The 19,677-nt window shown below is 72.8% G+C and carries 14 protein-coding genes and 1 pseudogene; 9 read left to right on the top strand and 6 right to left on the bottom strand.

Annotated features, from left to right (window positions below; all coding sequences use genetic code 11):
* The first annotated feature begins 81 nt into the window (after positions 1-81).
* The gene (locus PYR91_RS35240; RefSeq protein WP_279787160.1) at positions 82-810 is read left to right on the top strand and encodes a DUF899 domain-containing protein; all 729 of its coding nucleotides are present in this window, start codon (positions 82-84) and stop codon (positions 808-810) included.
* A gap of 211 nt (positions 811-1,021) precedes the next feature.
* Here the strand turns inward: PYR91_RS35240 and PYR91_RS35235 are convergent, their stop codons facing one another.
* Positions 1,022-1,687, bottom strand: a complete 666-nt coding sequence (locus tag PYR91_RS35235) for a response regulator transcription factor (protein ID WP_279787185.1) — start codon at positions 1,685-1,687, stop codon at positions 1,022-1,024.
* 44 nt (positions 1,688-1,731) lie between these two features.
* Positions 1,732-2,976, bottom strand: a complete 1,245-nt coding sequence (locus PYR91_RS35230) for a histidine kinase (RefSeq protein ID WP_279787158.1) — start codon at positions 2,974-2,976, stop codon at positions 1,732-1,734.
* Between the two features lie 175 nt (positions 2,977-3,151).
* Between PYR91_RS35230 and PYR91_RS35225 the strand changes: the two genes are divergently transcribed.
* Together PYR91_RS35225 and PYR91_RS35220 are read left to right on the top strand one after the other, a co-directional pair.
* Positions 3,152-3,664: a hypothetical protein gene (locus PYR91_RS35225; RefSeq protein ID WP_279787156.1), complete on the top strand. Its 513-nt coding sequence runs from the start codon at positions 3,152-3,154 to the stop codon at positions 3,662-3,664.
* 106 nt (positions 3,665-3,770) lie between these two features.
* Positions 3,771-5,375 carry a multicopper oxidase domain-containing protein gene (locus PYR91_RS35220; RefSeq protein WP_279787154.1) on the top strand — a complete coding sequence of 535 codons (1,605 nt, stop codon included), beginning with the start codon at positions 3,771-3,773 and terminating at the stop codon, positions 5,373-5,375.
* 384 nt (positions 5,376-5,759) lie between these two features.
* Here PYR91_RS35220 and PYR91_RS35215 read toward each other — a convergent pair whose 3' ends face one another.
* Positions 5,760-7,145, bottom strand: coding sequence for an acyltransferase (locus PYR91_RS35215; RefSeq protein ID WP_279787152.1), 1,386 nt, complete (start codon positions 7,143-7,145; stop codon positions 5,760-5,762).
* Positions 7,146-7,435: 290 nt separating this feature from the next.
* On the opposite strand from PYR91_RS35215, the gene PYR91_RS35210 reads away from it, so the two are divergent.
* The gene (locus tag PYR91_RS35210; RefSeq protein WP_279787149.1) at positions 7,436-8,323 is read left to right on the top strand and encodes a hypothetical protein; all 888 of its coding nucleotides are present in this window, start codon (positions 7,436-7,438) and stop codon (positions 8,321-8,323) included.
* Between the two features lie 368 nt (positions 8,324-8,691).
* Here the strand turns inward: PYR91_RS35210 and PYR91_RS35205 are convergent, their stop codons facing one another.
* Entirely contained in the window at positions 8,692-9,108 is a 417-nt protein-coding gene (locus tag PYR91_RS35205; RefSeq protein WP_279787147.1) for a nitroreductase family deazaflavin-dependent oxidoreductase, read from the bottom strand.
* 263 nt (positions 9,109-9,371) lie between these two features.
* Between PYR91_RS35205 and PYR91_RS35200 the strand changes: the two genes are divergently transcribed.
* From PYR91_RS35200 to PYR91_RS36445, 3 genes and pseudogenes are all read left to right on the top strand, one after another.
* Positions 9,372-10,793 (top strand): VCBS repeat-containing protein, encoded by a 1,422-nt coding sequence (locus PYR91_RS35200; RefSeq protein ID WP_279787145.1) that lies wholly within the window; start codon positions 9,372-9,374, stop codon positions 10,791-10,793.
* 80 nt (positions 10,794-10,873) lie between these two features.
* Positions 10,874-11,422, top strand: a pseudogene (locus PYR91_RS36450) (CHAP domain-containing protein); the annotation flags it as partial.
* A 99-nt stretch (positions 11,423-11,521) separates the two neighbouring features.
* On the top strand, positions 11,522-12,289 hold the full coding sequence (locus PYR91_RS36445) for an FG-GAP-like repeat-containing protein (RefSeq protein ID WP_347944010.1): 768 nt from the start codon (positions 11,522-11,524) through the stop codon (positions 12,287-12,289).
* Positions 12,290-12,372: 83 nt separating this feature from the next.
* Here the strand turns inward: PYR91_RS36445 and PYR91_RS35190 are convergent, their stop codons facing one another.
* Together PYR91_RS35190 and PYR91_RS35185 are read right to left on the bottom strand one after the other, a co-directional pair.
* Positions 12,373-15,663, bottom strand: a complete 3,291-nt coding sequence (locus tag PYR91_RS35190) for a BTAD domain-containing putative transcriptional regulator (protein WP_279787141.1) — start codon at positions 15,661-15,663, stop codon at positions 12,373-12,375.
* Between the two features lie 274 nt (positions 15,664-15,937).
* The gene (locus tag PYR91_RS35185) at positions 15,938-16,678 is read right to left on the bottom strand and encodes a hypothetical protein (protein ID WP_279787139.1); all 741 of its coding nucleotides are present in this window, start codon (positions 16,676-16,678) and stop codon (positions 15,938-15,940) included.
* A gap of 135 nt (positions 16,679-16,813) precedes the next feature.
* On the opposite strand from PYR91_RS35185, the gene PYR91_RS35180 reads away from it, so the two are divergent.
* Both PYR91_RS35180 and PYR91_RS35175 read left to right on the top strand, forming a co-directional pair.
* A complete protein-coding gene (locus PYR91_RS35180) occupies positions 16,814-17,725 on the top strand; it encodes an NADP-dependent oxidoreductase (protein WP_279787138.1) in 912 nt (303 codons plus the stop codon).
* Between the two features lie 1,008 nt (positions 17,726-18,733).
* Positions 18,734-19,468, top strand: coding sequence for a fasciclin domain-containing protein (locus PYR91_RS35175; protein WP_279787137.1), 735 nt, complete (start codon positions 18,734-18,736; stop codon positions 19,466-19,468).
* Positions 19,469-19,677: the final 209 nt, after the last annotated feature.

The raw sequence follows: 19,677 nt of genomic DNA, 5'->3' as shown, positions 1-19,677 counted from the left end.
CCGCGAGGGATGTCATGGACCCGGGCGGGGTTGACGGCCGCCCACGCTCGGGGGCACCGCCGACACGACGAGGAGAAGCCGATGGAGTCACCGCAGGTCGTTTCCCGCGAGGAGTGGCTGGCCGCGCGCAAGGAGCTGCTCGCCAAGGAGAAGGAGGCGACGCACCTGCGCGACGCGGTCAGCGCCCAGCGCCGCGCGCTGCCGATGGTGGAGGTCGACAAGGACTACGTCTTCGAGGGGCCGGACGGCAAGGCCGGCCTCGCCGACATGTTCGCCGGGCGCCGCCAGCTGATCATCTACCACTTCATGTGGGTCCGCGACACCGACCAGGGCTGCACGAGCTGCTCCTTCGTGGTCGACAGCCTCGGCGACCTGCGCCACCTGCACGGCTGCGACACCTCGCTGGCGCTGGTCTCCCGGGCGCCGCTCGCGTCCATCGAGCGGTTCCGGACGCGGATGGGCTGGAACGTGCCGTGGTACTCCTCCCAGGGCAGCGACTTCAACTACGACTTCCACGCCAGCAACGACGAGGCGGTGGCGCCGGTCGAGTACAACTACATGGACAAGGAGACGCTGGAGCGCAAGAACATGGGCTTCTTCGCCCAGAACGACCAGGACGGCCACGCCCTGAGCGTCTTCCTGCGCGAGGGCGACCGCGTCTTCCACACCTACTCCACCTACGGCCGCGGCCCCGAGATCCTGCTGACCACCTACAACGCCCTCGACTTCACCTTCTTGGGCCGCCAGAAGCACGTCAGCCAGTTCCCGCACCACGACAATTACGGCGGCGAGTCGCACGCCTGCCACTGACCCGCCCGCACGGCCCACCCTCACCACGACGTCGAGCCCGGCCCTGCGCGGGCGGGTGTGCGTCGTCGTGACGGCGGGCCGGTCGTCCCGTCCGACCCTGCGCGGGCGGGTGTGCGTTCGCCACGACGGCGGGCCCGTCGCCCCGTCGGGCCCTGCGCGGGCGACGGCGTTGAGCCATGACGTCGAGCCTGTCGCCCCCCTTTCCGGCGGGTCAGCCGCCGGTGCGGGGGGTGACCAGGCCCGACTCGTAGGCGGCCACGACGAGCTGGGCGCGGTCGCGGGCGCCCAGCTTGGCCATCGCCCGGCTCACGTGGGTCTTGACCGTCGCGTGGCTGATGAACAGGTGGGCGCCGATCTCCTCGTTGGACATCCCGGCGCCCACCAGGACGAGCACCTCGCGCTCGCGCCGGGTCAGTCGCGTGAGAGCCTGCCCGACGGACGGGCGCGGCGGGGTGGAGACGTACTCCTCGATGAGCCGGCGCGTCACCGACGGCGACAGCAGGGCGTCGCCGCCCGCCGCCACCCGCACCGACCGCGTCAGCTCGGCGGGCTCGATGTCCTTCAGAAGGAAGCCGGCGGCGCCCGCGCGCAGGGCGGCGAAGACGTACTCGTCCAGCGCGTAGTTGGTCAGGATCACCACCCGCACCCCGTCCAGCTCGGGAGCGGCCCCGATGCGGCGCGTCGCCTGGATGCCGTCCAGCAGCGGCATCCGCACGTCGAGCAGCGCCACGTCGGGCAGCAGCCGCCGGCACATCTCCACGGCCTCCACCCCGTTGCCGGCCTCCCCGACCACGACGACGTCTCCGGACATCTCCAGCAGCGCACGGAAGCCGGCCCGGATCAGCGGCTGGTCGTCCGCCAGCAGCACCCGGATCACCGCGGGCCCGCCCGCCCCGTCGCCGGTCGCGTACCCGGCGCCGGTCACGGCCGTCTCGCGAGGGGCAGCTCGGCGCGGACGGCGAAGCCGCCTCGTCCGCGGGGGCCGGCGGTGAACGAACCGCCGAGGGCGACGGCGCGCTCGCGCATGCCGATCAGCCCCATCCCGGGCTCGACCGCGTCGCCCAAGGGCTCGCAGTCGTCCCCGTGGCCCGAGGGCTCGCGGTTGTCCTCGTCGCCCAAGGGCTCGCCGGCGTCCCCGTGGCCCAAGGGTTCGCCTTCGTCCTCGACGCGCAGGACCAGCGCGGCGGGGTGGTACTCGGTCGTCAGGGTGATCGACGTGGCCCCGGCGTGCCGCAGGACGTTGGTGAACGCCTCCTGCGCGATGCGGTAGGCCGCCCGGTCGACCTCGGGCGGCAGCGGGCGCGGATCGCCCACGACCCGCGACTCCACCGGCAGGCCCGCCGCCTCCGCCCGGGACACCAGGCGCCCCAGCCGCGCCAGCCCGGCCTCCGGGCCGTCGGGGTCGGCCTGGCGCAGCACGCCGAGCGTGGCGCGCAGCTCGCGCATCGCCTCCTGGCCCGACTCCCGGACCGCGACCAGCGCCGCCCGGGCCCGCTCGGGATCACGGTCGAGCAGCTCGGACGCGACGGCCGCCTGCACGTTGACCACCGAGATGGCGTGGGTGAGCGTGTCGTGCATCTCCTGGGCGATCCACAGCCGCTCCTCGCCTGCCCGGCGCAACGCGGCCTCCTCCCGGGTGCGCTCGGCCTCCTCGGCCCGCCGCTCCACCTCGCGCAGGTAGGCGCGGCGGTTCCCGGCCACGTCCCCGGCCACCACCATCGCGACCAGCCAGCCGCTCAGCAGGTTGACGCCGTCGCCGGGGGCGGGATCCCGGGTGGACAGGGCGACGAACCCGTAGACGCCCGCGCCGAGCGCCGCCGCCAGCCCGATCGCCGCCCTCCTGCGGCCGAGGGACGCGACGGTGTAGAGCGAGATGAGCGCGGGCGCCAGGGCGAAGACGCCGGGGTACCGCAGGCCGTAGTAGCCGACGGCGCACACCCCCGTCACCACCGCCACGGCCACCGGCGCGCCGCCCCGGAACGCGAGGGCCGGCGGGGCGCCGCGCCGGAACGCCAGGGCCGCCGAGGCCATGAAGATCAGCACCAGGCCGAGCGCGTCCAGGGGCCGTTCTCCCGGACCGGAGTAGGACAGCTCCCCGTAGGTGCCCGCGACGATGCCCGTCAGCACCCCCAGCGCCAGCAGCGCGTCGGCTCTCCGGCTGTCCACGCGACACACATTAGGTGACGCCGCCGCCCCCCTGGTCAGCCCCCGGGCGGAGATCGCCCGTACACCCCCGGGTGTACACCCGTCCCGCCACGCGCCCGTCTACCCCCGTGGGTGTAGCGCCGGGCACCATCCCCGGTGGGACGACCGCCACGCCTGCTCACGCCACCATTCCCTCATGAACGAACCCGCGTCGGGCCGAACCCCCGCACGCCCGTCCCCGCCCGCCCCCGCCCCGTCCCCCCAGCGCCCCTCACCCACGTCCACCGCGAACCGCCCGCCCGCACCCGCCACGGAAGGGTCGCCCGCGTCCGCGCCCGGCTGGATCCGCTGGGCGCTCAGGCTGACGGCCACCGGCCACCTGCTGGCCGTGCTCGGGCAGGCGACCCTCGCCGGGATGTTCGTCACCGGCGAGGTCGACCTGCTCGGCGTCCACCGCGACAACGCCAACACGACCTTCGCCCTGCTCACCCTGCAGCTCGCCGCCGCCGTACTGCTGTGGCGCCGGGGGAGGGGCCCGTCCCGCCCGGTCTGGGCCGGTGTCGGCCTCATGGTCATGGAGACCGGTCAGATCTTCCTCGGCCAGAGCCGGGTCGTCGCCGCTCACATCCCTCTGGGAGTGGCCATCTTCGGCGTCTCCGCCGTCATCACCGCCTGGACCTGGCGCGCCCTGCGCGCGGAGGCGAAGTGACGCCCCCGGCGACCTCCCGCCGGTGGGGCGGCGGGGCCCGAAAGACGATCTCCAGCGCGTCGGCCGTACCCGGCGCGTGGACGTGGCGTGCCAGCGAGGAGGACAGATGAGTGCCCGCGGACTTCCCGCCCCGGGTTCGGGGAAGGGGCGCACGCTCTCGCGCAGGGGCTTCCTCGGCGCCCTGGGCGGCCTCGGCGGGGCGGTGGCGCTGGGCGGCACGGGGCTGGCCGTCGGCCGGAGCGGGACGCTCACCAGGCAGACGTCGGGGGAGCTGCTGACCAGCGCCCTGCCCCTCCCGCGGCCGTACACCGTGCCGCTGCCCGTCCCACGCGTCGCCGTCCCGGTGCGGCCGGGCCGGTTCGAGGTGGTGCAGCGCCCGGCCATGGTGGAGATCATCCCCGGGACCCGGACGGAGGTGTGGGGGTTCGACGGCTCCTTCCCCGGCCCCACCTTCGACCTGCGCCGGGGCACCCCCGCCATCGTCCGCGTGCGCAACGAGCTGCCCGTCCCCACCTCCACGCACCTGCACGGAGGCGTCACCCCGCCCGGCTCCGACGGCTACCCCACCGACCTGGTGGTCCCCGCCGGGTACCGCGCCCCGGCGCCCGGCGCGCACGGCCACCACGCCATGCCCGGCGGCCCCCCGCCGCTGACGACGCACCAGGGCGCCAAGGACTACGTCTACCCGCTCGACCAGCCGGCGGCCACGCTGTGGTACCACGACCACCGCATGGACTTCACCGCGCCGCAGGTCTGGCGCGGCCTCGCCGGGTTCCTGCTGGTGCGCGACGAGGAGGAGGACGCCCTGCCGCTGCCGGAGGGCGAGCGCGACCTCCCCCTGATGATCTGCGACCGCGCCTTCGCCGAGGACGGCTCGTTCCGCTACCCGTCCCTGGACCCCACCCTGCTCGGCCGCCCCGGCGTCGAGGGCGAGTACATGGAGGGCGTCATGGGCGACGTGATCCTCGTCAACGGCGCCCCCTGGCCGGTGCTGGAGGTGGACGCGGCCCGCTACCGGCTGCGGCTGCTCAACGCCTCCAACGCCCGCCGCTACCGCCTGGAGCTGACCCCCGGCGGGAGCTTCGTCCAGGTGGGCAGCGACGCCGGGCTGCTGGCCGCCCCGGTGGCCCACACCGCGATCACCGTCGCCCCGGCCGAGCGGTTCGACGTGGTCGTCGACTTCTCCCGGTACCCCGTGGGCGCCGAGGTGACGATGGTCAACACCCTGGCCACCGGCTCGGCCCGTGATGTGATGCGCTTCCGCGTCGCCCGCCGGGCCGCCGACGACAGCGCGGTGCCTTCCCGCCTGGCCGCCGTCCCGCCCGCCGACCGTTCATCCGCCGCCGCCACTCGCCGCTTCGACTTCCGCAGGACCGGCCTGGAGAACGCCGCCTGGACCATCAACGGCCGCCACTTCACCCCCGGCACCCCGCTGGCGCGCCCCCGCCTCGGCACCACCGAGGTATGGCGCTTCACCAGCGACTTCCATCACCCCGTCCACACCCACCTGGCCCACTTCCAGATCCTGACCCGCAACGGCCGCGCCCCCGCCCCCACCGACACCGGCTGGAAGGACACCGTCGACGTCCGCCCGTACGAGGTCGTCGACGTCCTCGCCCGCTTCCACGGCTACCGGGGCCGCTACATGCTCCACTGCCACAACCTGGAACACGAGGACATGGCCATGATGGCCGACTTCGAGGTGATCTGACCCCGGCCACCCCTTGCCCTCACCCAGGCGGCGCCCTTGAAAGGTGCCTTCGGCGCGGTCTTCTCCGGGCGCCTCTCGCCTTGCAGGCCGGCGTCGTCGCGCAGGTGGTTGTCCTCGGTGGTCCGGGAGCCAGTCCTCGCCCAGATTGTGCCGATCCGCCCTCCGACCCCCGTGGAGCGTGACCCCCCATGGCGCTTCACCCGGCACCGGTAGGAGCCGGCGCCGCCACAGACGGACGCCCTCGCGGGCCGTGCCCACAGGCCGGGCAGGCCACCCTCCTCGCCGCACCCCACGGAACCCTCCACCGGCGCCGGGACGGTGAGTGGTGGTGCGGTGAAGTCGGCGCCGTCCTACGGCGGGAGACCTGGCGGCCGTTCGCGGTGCTCAGCCGGGGTGGCGTCGGCGGATGAACGACAGGAGGGCCATTCCGGCGAAGAACACGACCAGGGATCCGGCTGGCAGGCCGGTGGGGCCGTGGTACGACGAGCCCGCCAAGGCGATGGAGAGCAGGGCGCCGAGTACGGCGGCGGCCCCCACGACCGTCAGCACGGGATGAACGCCGAACTTCGGCCCGCTCGTGTGCCGGGCCATCGTCTGGTCCGGCCCGTGGACATCCGGCGGCTGGGACGTCGGGGAGGCGCTCACGTTCCGGCGTACGCTGCGCTGTTCGATGCGGCCGAAGACGAGGACGGGGACGGCGAGGATCAGCGCCAGGCACGCCAGCCAGGGGATGCGCAGGAGCAGCCAGGCGGCGGAGCCGGGGGCGGGCTGGGGCATGAGGCCGGTTCCGTACAGGGCCAGGACGCCGAACACCACGGCGGTCATATGCCAGAGGAACACGGTCATGATGACCGAGTTGACCCCGACCACGGCCGTCCACGGACCGGGGCGCCGGAGCCACCGGCCCGCGCGGTCGCCCAGCAGGAGCGCGATGCCCGTCTGCGTGACGGCGAGGGCCAGCAGCGCGAGCGTCGGCGGGGAGGTGTTCTGCACCTCCTCGCCCGCGAACGCCACCATGCTGACCGGGTAGGGGCCGGCCACCGTCAGCAACAGCAGCGCGGCCAGACCTGCCCCGGCCAGCGGCAGGGCGACCCCCGGCCGGGACGGCAGGCGCCCGTCCCGCCAGGCGAAGCCGAGCTGGTGCACCCCCAGCCACGCCAGCAGGAAGTTCGCCTGTCCCACGTACGGGACGCCGAGCACGAGCCGGGCCAGGTCGCCCAGCCCCACGAGCACCGCCAGGCCGATCGGGACCGCCAGCCCGGCGCGGCGGTGCAGCTCGAACATGGGCGGCGTCAGGACGACCACGGCGATGTAGGCCACCAGGAACCACAGCGGGATCGACGCGAGCCACACCGCCACGCCGATCAGCTCAGGGGCGACCCCCAGCCACCCGGCGACCAGAGCGGCCACGGCGAGCCCCGCCAGCAGCACCGCCGTCGGACGGACCAGCCGGGCCGCGCGGTCGAGCACCCAGCCGGTGGCGTCGCCGCCGCGCCTGAGGTGCGAGGTGAACGAGGCCGCGTTCGCGTACCCGCCGACGAGGAAGAACAGCGGCATGACCTGGAACGCCCACGTCAGCGGGTGCGTCCACGGCACGACCTCCAGGACGCTGCGCCCCTGGAACCGCCCGCCCTCGTGGGTGACGTACACGGCCAGCCAGTGCCCGACGACCACCGCCCCGATGGCGAAGGCCCGCACCAGATCGACATACCGATCCCGCTCCGGAGGCGTCCCCTCCGCCAGCCGCCGCACCTCACCCACCCGCGTCACGCCCCGCACCCGCTTCGCGTCATGGCAACGACGCTAGTAGGTCCGTGCCCACCCCTCCAGGCAGGACACGGCCCCCGATTGGTCCCTCCGTCTAGCTAGGTTCTGCCCGGTGTCTCGCTGTTCGTCTCCTTGACGGGCTCGGCATTCCACAGCCCGCACCGGCCCGCCGGCCCGATCCCTCGCCGCGCGCCTCGGCGGCGGCAGGGTTGGTGGTCGGTCCGGGCGCGGGTCGGGGGTTGATCCGACGGGTACGGCGTGAACCGTCGTGCCTCATGGTGCAGGGTGGGCGTATGGAAGTCGATCTGCGCGCCGCACGGGCGTTCATGACGGGACATGCCCGGGTTCTCGACCGGCGACGGTTCGAGCTGCTCATGGGGGGTGCCGGGGCGGAGGCGGCGCTGGGTGCGCTGGACGGGTACCGGAACGCCGACGGGGGGTACGGGTGGGGGCTGGAGCCCGACCTGCGGGCGCCGGAGAGCCAGCCGGGGGCCGCGTTGCACGCGTTCGAGGTGTTCGGGGACGCCGGGGCGGTGACGTGGCCGCACGCCGTGGCGCTGTGCGACTGGCTCGACTCGGTGACCCTGCCCGACGGCGGGCTGCCGTTCGCGCTGCCCGTCGCCGACCCCACCGGCACCGCCCCGTTCTGGGCCGGGGCCGACCCGTCGGTCTCGTCGCTGCAGATCACCGCCATCGTCGCGCTCACCGCCCACCAGGCCGCCGCGCACGACCCCGCCGTCGCCGCCCACCCCTGGCTCGCCCGCGCCACCGACTACTGCATGGACGCCATAGAGGCGATCGGCGACACCCCCCACGCCCTCGAGCTCGCCTTCGCCATCCGCCTCCTGGACACCGTCCACGCCTCCCGCCCACGGGCGGCCGTGCTCCTGGGCACCCTCTCCCGGCACATCCCCGCCAACGGCCTCGTGCACGTCCAGGGCGGCCTGGAGGACGAGATGATGCGCCCGCTGGACTTCGCCCCCGCCCCCGACGGCCCCGCCCGGATGCTCTTCGCCCCCGAGGTCGTCGCCGCCGACCTGGAACGCCTGGCCCACGGCCAGCAGGACGACGGCGGCTGGAGCGTCGACTTCGCCAGCTACTCCCCGGCCGCCGCCCTGGAGTGGCGCGGCTACACCACCGTGCACGCCCTCTCCATCCTCAGGCGCAACTCCGTCATCTGACCAGATCGCTCAGAACGCTGCCGTCCACGGAGACTCCGGCAGGGAGGTGGATGGATGACGGTCCGGCGGCGCGCACGTCCGCGTGACAAGCAGGCGTCCGGCACGTGCGCGAGAAGCGCCACCCCTTCGGCGCAGTCCCCGTCGGCCGAACCTACCGCTGTGGCAGTGCCGATGGCCCGGCCCTCCTCGCAACCGTCTTCAGCGGGTGAACGCCAGGTTTTACTGAGGGACAGCGGCAGCGGGGCGAGGAACACCAGTATCGGGCGGGTACCTCCACCTGGACATCATGGCGTCCTGCCCGTGGACGGTCGAGGTCGTCGACGTGCCGTGATCCCCGCGGGCGTCAGCGCCGCAGGACGGCGAGGGCTTCAGGCGCCGGGCGCCGGTTCGGGGGTGGGAGGTTCCAGGATGACGATCGGGATCTCGCGGGGGGTCGTGGCGGCGTACTCGTCGTAGGTCGGGAAGATCTCGCCCATCAGGGCCCATAGGCGCGGGCGTTCTCCCGGGGTGGCCGGGCGGGCTCGGGCGGGGAACCTCTCGGCCCTCACCTGGAGCTCGACCTCGGGGTCGGCCAGGAGGTTGGCGTACCAGTTCGGGTCGTGCGCGGAGGCGCCGTTGGAGGCGACGACGATGTAGCGGTCGCCGTCCCTGCCGTAGATGAGCGCGGTCCTGCGCGGGACGCCGGTCCTGCGGCCGCGGGTGGTGATCAGGAGCGTCGGATAGCCCAGGTAGTCGTGGCCTTGCTCGCCGTCGGTGGCCAGGTATCGCCGCACATGCTCGGCCACCCAATCCTGAGGGCTGTCGCGCACTTCAGGCCGCTGCTCCATGGTGGTCCTCTCGGTTCGCCGGTGAGCGAAGTCTTCACCCTCAATCGCCGTTGAGGTCAAGCCCTCGGGGCACGCGACTTCTCGCTTCTGATATGGGAAACGCTTGGAAAGGCCCTATAAGGCGATTTATAGACGCCTTGAGGAAGTTTTGTAGTGCTTTTGTAGTGCTGTCGAGGAGTTTGTGTCGTGTCAGGTTGACGACATGAAATGAGGAACTCCCGATGGGCGTCTCCCGAGAAAAGCGCCGGCGTACTCCTTTGCTCAGCGGTCTGGTCGGCGGGATGCTCGCGCTCGGCGCGCTGACCGCTCCGACGGCCGCGATGGCCGCCGGTCCCGAGCCGAAAGCCTCGGACGTCGCCGCGGCCAGAGAGCTCGCGGCGTGCGACCCGGCGGGGCCCACGTCCACCGACGCGAGCTTGGCCACGCAGCTCAACAGCCGTCTGAACGCCAAGATGCGCGGCTACATGTCGGCCTACCGCGTGTCCTGCGCCCGCATGGTCGTCAAGACCGTGAAGGACCGCGGGCTGGACCCGCGCGCCGCGGTGATCGCGATCACCACGACGATCGTCGAGGCCAGCATCGACAACGTCGCCGAGGAGCTCGACCACGACAGCCTGGGCCTCTTCCAGCAGCGGGCGTCCTGGGGCACCCGGGCGCAGCGGCTCGACCCCGTGTGGGCGACCAACGCCTTCCTGAACAAGATGCTGTCGCTGTACCCCGGCGACTCCTGGAAGACCGCGCCCGTCGGCGAGGTGTGCCAGCGGGTCCAGGTGTCGGCCTTCCCCGAGCGCTACCAGCCTCAGGCGGCGGACGCGCAGATCATCGTGGACACCATCACCCCCCACCTGGCCGGCCCCGACGGTCATCGGGTGCAGATGGGTGACCTGAACGGGGATGACCTGGACGATCTGGTCCAGGTGCGTGACAACGGTGATGTGGTGGTGTTCTGGAACAACGGTCAGAACCCGAACTACTCCTGGCAGAACAACCGGCTGGTGCTGGGTGGGATCACCGATCCGTCGCAGATCCGGGTGGGTGACTTCGACGGTGATGGTCTGGACGACCTGCTGCAGATCCGTCCGAACGGTGACGTGGTGGTGTTCTTCAACCAGGACCAGAACCCGAACTTCTCCTGGCAGGACAACCGGTTGGTGCTGGGTGGGATCACCGACAAGGGTCAGATCAACGTCGGGGACTTCGACGGTGACGGTCTGGACGACCTGGTGCAGGTGCGTCCGAACGGTGACGTGGTGGTGTTCTTCAACACCGGTCAGAACCCGAACTTCTCCTGGCAGGACAACCGGTTGGTGCTGGGTGGGATCACCGACAAGGGTCAGATCAAGGCCGGCGACTTCAACGGTGACGGCCTGGACGACCTGGTGCAGACCCGTCCCAACGGTGACGTGGTGGTGTTCTTCAACACCGGTCAGAACCCGAACTTCTCCTGGCAGAACAACCGGCTGGTGCTGGGCGGCATCACCGACAAGGCGCAGATCAAGACCGGCGACGTGAACGACGACGGCCTCGACGACCTGGTGCAGGTCCGCCCGAACGGTGACGTGGTGGTGTTCTTCAACACCGGTCTCAACCCGAACTTCTCCTGGCAGAACAACCGCCTCGTCCTCGGCGGAATGTACCTCTGAGCCGCCCGAGATTCCTTTCGGCGCGCTGTCCTCCTGAGTTCTCTGCTCTGTCTCCCCGAATTCCCCAGAAGGGCATCACCGTGAATCAGATTCTCAAGCGCCTGGCCACCGGGCTCGGCGCGTCCGCCCTCCTCTTGGCCGGCCTCGCCGCCACGACCACGCAGTCGGCCACCGCGGCCACGACCAGAAGCCAGATCGTCGCCGTCGCCCAGGCCGAGCTCGGCGATTCGGCCCGCAACGTCGAACGGCCGGCGGGCAGCAACTGCAACTTCTACACCGGGGTGTTCCGCACCTGGATACCGGCCTCCGGATGCGGGACCGGAGACGGCGTCCAGTTCCGCAAGAGCGAGTGGTGCGCGGACTTCGCCAAGTACGTCTGGAAGAACGCGGGCGTGACCCACGCCGACGTGGCCGAGGGCGACGGCGGCGTCCTCACCGGCTGGGCCGCGTCGTTCAAGGAGTACGGCACCGAGCACGGCACCTGGCACACCCGGGCCGGCGGCTACGCCCCCCAGCCCGGCGACGCGATCGTCTTCGACTGGGACCAGAGCGGCGACATCGACCACGTCGGCATCGTCACCTCCTCCGACGGCAGCACGGTCTACACCATCGAGGGCAACAGCGGCGACCGGATCAAGGCCAACAGCTACAGCAGGAGCGACGCCGACATCGCCGGCTACTCCGAGCCGGTCGGCGCCACCTCGGGCCCCGACGGTCATCGGGTGCAGATGGGTGACCTGAACGGGGATGACCTGGACGATCTGGTCCAGGTGCGTGACAACGGTGATGTGGTGGTGTTCTGGAACAACGGTCAGAACCCGAACTACTCCTGGCAGAACAACCGGCTGGTGCTGGGTGGGATCACCGATCCGTCGCAGATCCGGGTGGGTGACTTCGACGGTGATGGTCTGGACGACCTGCTGCAGATCCGTCCGAACGGTGACGTGGTGGTGTTCTTCAACCAGGACCAGAACCCGAACTTCTCCTGGCAGGACAACCGGCTGGTGCTGGGCGGGATCACCGACAAGGGTCAGATCAACGTCGGGGACTTCGACGGTGACGGCCTGGACGACCTGGTGCAGGTGCGTCCGAACGGTGACGTGGTGGTGTTCTTCAACACCGGTCAGAACCCGAACTTCTCCTGGCAGGACAACCGGCTGGTGCTGGGCGGGATCACCGACAAGGGTCAGATCAAGGCCGGCGACTTCGACGGTGACGGCCTGGACGACCTGGTGCAGACCCGTCCCAACGGTGACGTGGTGGTGTTCTTCAACACCGGTCTCAACCCGAACTTCTCCTGGCAGAACAACCGGCTGGTGCTGGGCGGCATCACCGACAAGGCGCAGATCAAGACCGGCGACGTGAACGACGACGGCCTGGACGACCTGGTGCAGGTCCGTCCGAACGGTGACGTGGTGGTGTTCTTCAATACCGGTCTCAACCCGAACTTCTCCTGGCAGAACAACCGCCTCGTCCTCGGCGGAATGTACCTCTGAGAATCCCGGCCAGATGACCGGCTCCGGCACACGGAGCCGGTCATCGTCGTATGCGAAGGGTGACGGCGGCGGGCCGTCGCGGCTCATTCCGGCAGGTCGAGCCGCGAGGGCGGCCCCTCGCCCTTGGTCAGCTCCACGTGCTCGCGCGCCTCGTAGCGGGCGAAGACCTCGTTCGCCCGATCCAGCAGCAGCCGCGCCCCCTCCGCTTCACCGGTGAGCTCCAGCACCGCCGCCAGGTCGCGCCGGGCCCGGGCGGACGCCAGCGGCGTGTTCAGGGCGTCCGACATGGCGATGGCCTCCTCCAGGTGAACCCGCGCCGGCTCCCACCGGCCCGCGGCCAGGTGCAGCTCGCCGATGGTGCGCCGTATCAGCGCCTCGCCCCACCGGTCGCCCTGGACGTGGCACAGGGCGAGGGCCTCCCGCAGGCACGGCCGCGTCGAGTCGCCCGTTCCCTGCCGGATGCGCGCCTTGGCCACCGCCTGCACGGCGTACGCCGACATGAACCGGTCGCCGACCTCCTGGAACAGCCGCAGGGCGCGAGAGGACAGCTCCTCGGCGCGCGCGTGGTCGCCGACCGCCCGGTGCGCCAGCCCGATCGTGCGCAGGGTCAGCGCCTCGCCGCGCTTGCTGCCCACCCGGCGGTAGGCGTCCAGCGCCTGCCCCAGCATGGCCGGCAGGACGTCGTAGTCGCCCAGCTCCAGGTGGACGCTGGCCGCCAGCCGGGCCGTCTGCCCGATCGCGGCGTCGTCGCCGAGCGTACGGAAGACGGCGGCGGACCTGTTCAGGTGGCCGATGGCCTCCCGCAACCGGCTGGACTCGCGGTACGCACCGCCCAGCCCCGCCAGGACGACGGCCTGCCCGCGCACGTCACCGGCCTCGGTGAACAGGGCGAGAGCCTGCCGGAAGTAGGCGCCCGTCTGCTCGTACTGGTCCATCTCGTAGCAGATCTGGCCGTGTGCGGCCAGCAGCATCGCCTCGCCCATGCGGTTGCCGGCGCGGCGCGCGGCGGCGAGCGCGGCCGTGTGGCTCCTGCTCCACTCGGCCAGCCGGTTGCGGACGAAGAACACCGAGAATGAGAGCGCCACCGCCACGTCGCACGCGGCCACGTCCAGGTCCATCGCGGCGGCGCGTTCGATCGCGGCGATGAGGGCCGGCGTCTCGGTCTCCAGCCAGGCCACCGGGTCGGCCAGCAGCCGCAGGGCCAGCTCGCCGCTGACCGGGCGGGCCGTCGCGTACTCGCGGCGGAGCTGGATCTCGCCGGGCGGGGTGCGCTCGGCGACGTGGGCCACCAGGTACAGCCACTGACCCAGCACGCGGGAGACGGCCTCGCGCAGGGTTTCGGCCGGTTCCTCGGCCTCGGCGCGCTCGTAGGCGTAAACGCGCAATAGGTCGTGCAGCCGGTAGCGCACCTGGCCGACGGCGTCCACCGCCGTGTGGTCCAGGAGCTGGGCGTCGACCAGCCGCTCCACGACGTCCTCGGCGTCACGCACCGGCAGGTCGAGCAGCGGCGCCACGATCCACGAGGGGAAGTCGGACACGCCCAGCGTGCCCAGCCGGCGGAACGCCTTCTTCGCCTCCTCGTCCAGCAGGCGGTAGCTGAAGGCGACGCTGGAGCGCACCTCCAGGTCGCCGGCCGACAGCTCGTCGAGGCGGCGGCGCTCGTCGCTCAGCCGCTCCACGAGCGTGGTGAGCGGCCAGTGCCGCCGGGTGGCCAGCCGACCGCCGGCGGTGCGTATGGCGAGCGGCAGGCGGCCGCACAGGTGGACGATCCGGGCGGCGGCCTGCGGCTCGGCGGCGATGCGCTCGCGGCCGACGATGGACGCCAGCAGCTCGGTCGCCGCCGCTTCCTCCAGCACGTCCAGGTCCACGGCCTGGGCGCCGTCCAGGCCGGGGAACCTGCCGCGGGAGGTGACCAGGACGGCGCAGCCCCTGCCGCCGGGAAGCAGCGGCCTGACCTGCCGCTCCGAGCGCGCGTCGTCGAGCACGATGAGGACCCGGCGCCGCGACAGGATGCTGCGGTACAGGTCGAGGCGTTCCTGGAAGGACTCCGGCAGGGACGCGGGCGCCACGCCCAGCGCGCGCAGGAAGCGCGCCAGGATCTCCTGCGAGGTGGCCGGGGAGTCGGTGCAGCCGCGCAGGTCGACGAAGAGCTGGCCGTGGGGGTAGGCGCCGGCGGCGGCGTGGGCGGCGAAGACCGCCAGCGCCGACTTGCCCACGCCGGCCTTTCCGCAGATGACGAAGACCGGCGGGCCGTGCCCCGGCGCCGCCAGCCTGCCGGCGATGTCGCCCGCCACGGCGGTGCGGCCGGTGAAGTCGGCGACGCAGGGCGGGAGCTGGGCGGGGACCACCTCCGGCCGCCATTCGACGGGCCCGGCCTCGGCGGGCGGCGCTCCGGCGGGCCGCGTGCGGGTGGGCGGTGACGCGGCGGGGTGTTCGCGGGCGGCCGGCGCTCCGGCGGGCCGGGCCCTGGCGGGCGGCGCATCGAGAGGGGCCGGCGACGCTGCGAACGGTCGTGTGGGGGCCGGGGACGCTGCGGGCAGTCGTGTGTGGGCCGCTGGTGCTTCGATGAGGTCTGTCCGGTCGGGTGGTGCTTTGGTGGGCCGTGTGTCGTGGCCGGCGGGCGCGCCGTTCGGGGTGGCGGGCTCGCCGCGAAGGATCATCTCGTAGAGGCGCCGCAGCTCGGGGCCGGGGTCGATGCCCAGCTCGTCGGAGAGCGCGCGCCTGCCCTCGTGGTAGACGGTCAGCGCCTCGCTCTGGCGGCCCAGGCCGTAGAGCGCCGTCATGAGCTGGCCGCGCGCCCGCTCGCGCAGCGGGTGCGCGGCGACCATCGCGCGAAGCTCCGCCGACGACCCGCCGTACCGGCCCGTCAGCAGTTCGGCGGCGATCCGCTCCTCGGTCACGTCCAGGCGCTTCTGGTCGAGCGCCGCCGCCTCTGAGCGCAGGACGTCCCCGATGCCGCCCAGCGCCTCCCCGCGCCAGAGCGCCAGCGCCGCCCCCAGCGCCCGCGCCGCCTCGGCGTGCCGTCCGTCGCCGGTCGCCTGGCGGCCCTCCTCGACCAGGCGGCCGAACATGAGGCGGTCGAGCTGCTCGTCCCGCAGCCGGATCAGGTAGCCGGGAGGCCTCGTCTCGATGATCTCCTCGCCGTTCGCCTCGCCGAGACGGCGGCGGAGCGTGGAGACGTAGGTCTGGATCAGCGCCCGCGCCGAGCCGGGGGGCCGCTCGTCCCACAGGAGGTCGATCAGCCGTTCGGCCGACACCACGCGGCCGGGCTCCAGCAGCAGGGCCGCGAGCAGCGCGCGGGGCTTGGGGCCTCCGAGCGCCAGCCGGACTCCCTCGTGCCACGCCTCGACCGGGCCGAGCAGACGGAACTCCATCGGCGCCTCCCCGGAACTGAATCAGGGGCAATATACGGTCAACCCTCTCGATCCAGCATCGGAATATTCGCCGGCCCAGGGGGTCCGGACGCGGGCGCCTCCCGTCTCCCGATCTCCCGGGCCGCAGGCGCGTCCGGTTTCCCGGTCTCCCGGGACGTGGGCGCGGCCGTCTTCCCGTCTTCCGGTTTCCCGGGACGTGGGCGCGCCCGCTCTCCCCGGGACGCGGGCGCGTCGCGCCTGCCCGGTCTGCCCTGGATGGACGCCGGTGGCCGGCTCAGCGCTCCGGTCGCCTCCGGGTGCGGCGCCAGGCCGCGAACGCCAGCCCCGACGCGGCCACCGCCGCGCCGGCGTACAGCCAGGGCGAGGCCGTGGCGGCCGGGGAGGGGGTGCCGGCCGAGGGCGTCGCGGGCGGGAGCGGACCGGCCGACGGCGGCGTGCCGGACGGCGTGTGTGAAGACGGCGCGCTGGAGGGTGTGTCCGACGGCCGCGTGGTGGGGGTGCCGGCCGCGGGCTTCCTGCCAGGGCCGAGGGCGGCGAGGTGCTCGGCGGTCAGTCTCTCCCCGGCGGTGAGGTCGTCGGCGACGCGGAGCGGGCCCGTGCCGGGGCGGATGTTCCGGTTGCCATGGCACAGTCCCGTCCGCAAGGCGATGTCCGCGTCGGGAGGGGCGCCGACCACGTCGCCGCCCGCCCGCGCGTACACCAGGTACCGCGACCCGTTCTCGAAGGTGTACCCGCAGGCGCTGCTGATGCTGCTGGACGCCACCGTCACCTCGGCGGACACCGGCCCCTTGTAGACGCGGTCGACGCGGAAGGTGTACAGGATCGGCGGCTCGGGGCCCATCGGGTCGCCCTCCATGCGGAGGGCGGCCACCGCCGTCCCGGTGAAGACGGCCGTCGACTCCTTCACCTGTTCGGCCGGTGGCAGCATCGCGCACGAGCAGGCGCACGCCGTGCCCGGGGTGACGGCCAGAAGCCCGAGGGACAGCAGCAGGGCGAGCAGCAGTCGAGACGCCATGGCCTTGGAACGTATGCCCGCGCCCGGCGGTTCACGCCCGGCCCTCCGCGTCCCTCTCAGGGTGCCGGGTGTTGACCTCAATCGAAGTTGAGGTTGCATCGTGAACGCCAGAACCCGATGAGAGGGGTGGGCGTCATGAGAGCCGCCGCGTTCGCGACGTACGGTGGGCCGGAAGTGCTGCGGGTGATGGAGCTGGACACCCCGCAGGCTGGGCCGGGAGAGGTCCGGGTCCGGGTGCGGGCGGCGGGGGTGCAGCCGTACGACCTGGCCGTCCGGGCGGGGTGGATCCCGTCGGGAGCGTCGGGGGAGCTGCCTGGGATTCCCGGCAACGAGTTCGCCGGCGTGGTCGACCAGGTGGGCGCGGGGGTGAGCGGCGTCACCGTGGGCGCCGAGGTGCTCGGCTTCGGGCGCACGCAGGCGTACGCCGAGTACGTCGTCGTCGCCGCCGACCAGGTGGCGGCCAAGCCGGCCGGCGTGCCATGGGAGGTCGCGGGCGCCCTGACGGCGGCCGTGCAGACGGCCGAGCTGGCGGTGGACACCATCGGCCTTGGCCGGGGCGACACCCTGCTCGTGCACGCCGCCGCAGGCGCGGTCGGGGGCGCCGCCGTGCAGATCGCCAGGATGCGCGGCGCCGAGGTCGTCGGCACCGCCCGCCCCGAGAACCACGACTACCTGCGCGATCTCGGCGCCGTCCCCGTCGAGTACGGCGACGGCCTGGTCGAGCGCGTCCGGGCGGCGGCCCCGCGCGGCGTCGACGCCGCCCTCGACGGCGCCGGCGGCGCGGCCCTGGACGCCTCGCTGGAACTGGTGAAGGACCGCGACCGCATCGTCACCCTCGTCGAGCACACCCGAGCCTCAGAGGTCGGCGTGCGAACCGTCCAGGGCGAGCGCTCCGCCGAACGCCTGGCCCGCTACGCCCGGCTCTACAGCCAGGGCGATCTGAAGTTCCTCATCCGCCGCGCCTACCCCCTGGCCCAGGCGGCCGACGCCCACCGCGACGTCGAAACCGGCCACGGCCGAGGAAAGGTGGTAATCACCATCGACTAACCCATAACCCTCGCCCCCCCGGCGCCGGTGAGGGTTCCCCGGAACACAGGTTGCGGCGGCTGCCGGGCCGGCCGCCGTATGGGGCGCCGTCTTCGCCGTCCCGCGCCTCGCCGCCCCGGCGCCGGGAGGGGGCCGGGGGGTTGGGATCGGGGGCTGGGGGAGGTGTGGCGGCTGTGATTCGGGGTGGAGGTGTCTGCCGGTCCGTTGGGGTGGATGTCGGTGGTTGGCGGGCCGGCCGCCGTATGGGGCGCCGTCTTCGCCGTCCCGCGCCTCGCCGTCCCGGCGCCGGAGAGGGGCCGCAGGGCGGGGCAGAGGGCTCGATGGGCGGGGGCGGGCCCGGTGTGGGCTCGGTGGGAGTGGTGAGGCGTCGGTTGGGGCCGGGTGGGCGGGGGCTTCGTGGGAGTGATGGGGGTCGGTGGGGCTGGGGTCGGCCTTGCTCGTTGGTCCGGGTGGGGTTTTCGAGGGGGCGGGTGGTTGCCGTGGTCGATGGGCGAATACCGCGATCTCCTCGTGCGGGCCGCGTGGGGCTGTCGCGGTGAGGATGGCCGGTTGGGTGGTTATGCGTCCCTCAGGTGTATAGGGGGGCCAGATCGATGGGGGGCTGGGGGGAGGGTTGGTGGGGGTTTGGCGCGAAGGGGTCAAAGGCCGTGGGGGAGGCGGGGGGTGGGCGGTGTAGTGGGTACGGGTGCTGTATGCAAGGCCATGCTGAAGGGGGGAAGCACGGCCTCTCCATACGGTCCGCCGTGGCGTTCTCCGCGGTGGGCGGAGCCGGCCGGCGGACAGGCTGAGCAGCATTCCTAACCGGGTCGCCGCGCGAATCCGGGCGACCCCACCCCCGCGGCCCAGCCCGGTCGCGGGGACACCGGCCGCCGGTGCGATCGACGTCACCGGCCGAAGACGGGCTCCCGGTCACGTGCCTCCGCGCCGCGGACGGCTCACCGGCTGACACTCGATCGTGGTCACTCGTCGAGTGATCCCAACCCAGAAATACCAAAGGGGACAGACGCCATGAAATCTCGTCTTCTCACCCTCCCGATAGCGGCAGCGACCCTGTCGATCTCGGCGGCTTACGGCGCCGCCGCCATGACCGGCGGTGGTACGGAGACGGCCATCTCGCCACTGGCGGCCGGCGTCCGCGCCCAGCCCACCGAGTCACCCGCCACGACACCCACCGAGTCGGTCCCGGCCACGCCCACCGAGTCGCCCACCACCACGCCCACCGAGTCGGGGTCGCCGGGGGCCACCGAGTCGCCCAACGGCACGTCGACGGCCACGCCGTTCGGGCCGGGCTGCGGCTCGCTGCCCCAGTCGGGGCCGGGCAGCGTCGCCGACCTGGCCAACCAGCCGCTGGGCACCGCCCTGTCGCAGATCAAGGAGACGTCGAACCTGGCGGCCGCCGCGCAGAAGGCCGGCCTGGTCGAGACCCTCAACTCCGCGCAGGACGTCACCGTCTTCGCGCCGGTGAACAAGGCGTTCGACGCGGTGCCCAAGGAGACCGTCGACCGGCTCCTGTCGGACAAGCAGGCGCTCAGCGACCTGCTGAAGTACCACGTGGTGCCCAAGCGCATCGGCCCCGCGGACCTGGGGAACGGCGACTTCACCACCCTCCAGGGCGGAAAGCTGACCACCAAGGGCTCCGGCGAGGACTTCAAGGTCAACGACGCCAAGGTGCTCTGCGGCAACATCGCCACGAAGAACGGCACCGTGTACCTCATCGACGCGGTGCTCAAGCCGAGGAGCTAGCTGGAAGGCGGCCCTGCGGGACGGCGACGGCCGTTCCGCGAGAGGGCCGGAGACGCGCCGGCGGCCGACGACCGCCGGCGCGTCTCACGTGGTGCGGGACCCGCGAGATCCGCGTCTCACGTGGTGCGGGTGCGCGGCCCCGCATCCCACGTGCCGGGGGTCCGAGGCCTTGCGGGGTATGGGGGCCGCCGGTTCATGTTCCTGTGGCG

This window comes from Sphaerisporangium sp. TRM90804 (assembly GCF_029846175.1).
Lineage (GTDB): Bacteria > Actinomycetota > Actinomycetes > Streptosporangiales > Streptosporangiaceae > Sphaerisporangium.
The sequence above is the reverse complement of the archived record's forward strand: the minus strand, read 5'-3'. Positions and strand labels throughout refer to the sequence as shown.

What these genes read in the sequence shown, in the direction of transcription:
- PYR91_RS35175 (WP_279787137.1), top strand. Translation starts at nt 18,734, where the DNA reads ATGAAATCTCGTCTTCTCACCCTCCCGATAGCGGCAGCGACCCTGTCG.
- PYR91_RS35220 (WP_279787154.1), top strand. Translation starts at nt 3,771, where the DNA reads ATGAGTGCCCGCGGACTTCCCGCCCCGGGTTCGGGGAAGGGGCGCACG.
- PYR91_RS35225 (WP_279787156.1), top strand. Translation starts at nt 3,152, where the DNA reads ATGAACGAACCCGCGTCGGGCCGAACCCCCGCACGCCCGTCCCCGCCC.
- PYR91_RS35210 (WP_279787149.1), top strand. Translation starts at nt 7,436, where the DNA reads ATGGAAGTCGATCTGCGCGCCGCACGGGCGTTCATGACGGGACATGCC.
- PYR91_RS35240 (WP_279787160.1), top strand. Translation starts at nt 82, where the DNA reads ATGGAGTCACCGCAGGTCGTTTCCCGCGAGGAGTGGCTGGCCGCGCGC.
- PYR91_RS35200 (WP_279787145.1), top strand. Translation starts at nt 9,372, where the DNA reads ATGGGCGTCTCCCGAGAAAAGCGCCGGCGTACTCCTTTGCTCAGCGGT.
- PYR91_RS36445 (WP_347944010.1), top strand. Translation starts at nt 11,522, where the DNA reads ATGGGTGACCTGAACGGGGATGACCTGGACGATCTGGTCCAGGTGCGT.
- PYR91_RS35185 (WP_279787139.1), bottom strand. Translation starts at nt 16,678, where the DNA reads ATGGCGTCTCGACTGCTGCTCGCCCTGCTGCTGTCCCTCGGGCTTCTG.
- PYR91_RS35190 (WP_279787141.1), bottom strand. Translation starts at nt 15,663, where the DNA reads ATGGAGTTCCGTCTGCTCGGCCCGGTCGAGGCGTGGCACGAGGGAGTC.
- PYR91_RS35180 (WP_279787138.1), top strand. Translation starts at nt 16,814, where the DNA reads ATGAGAGCCGCCGCGTTCGCGACGTACGGTGGGCCGGAAGTGCTGCGG.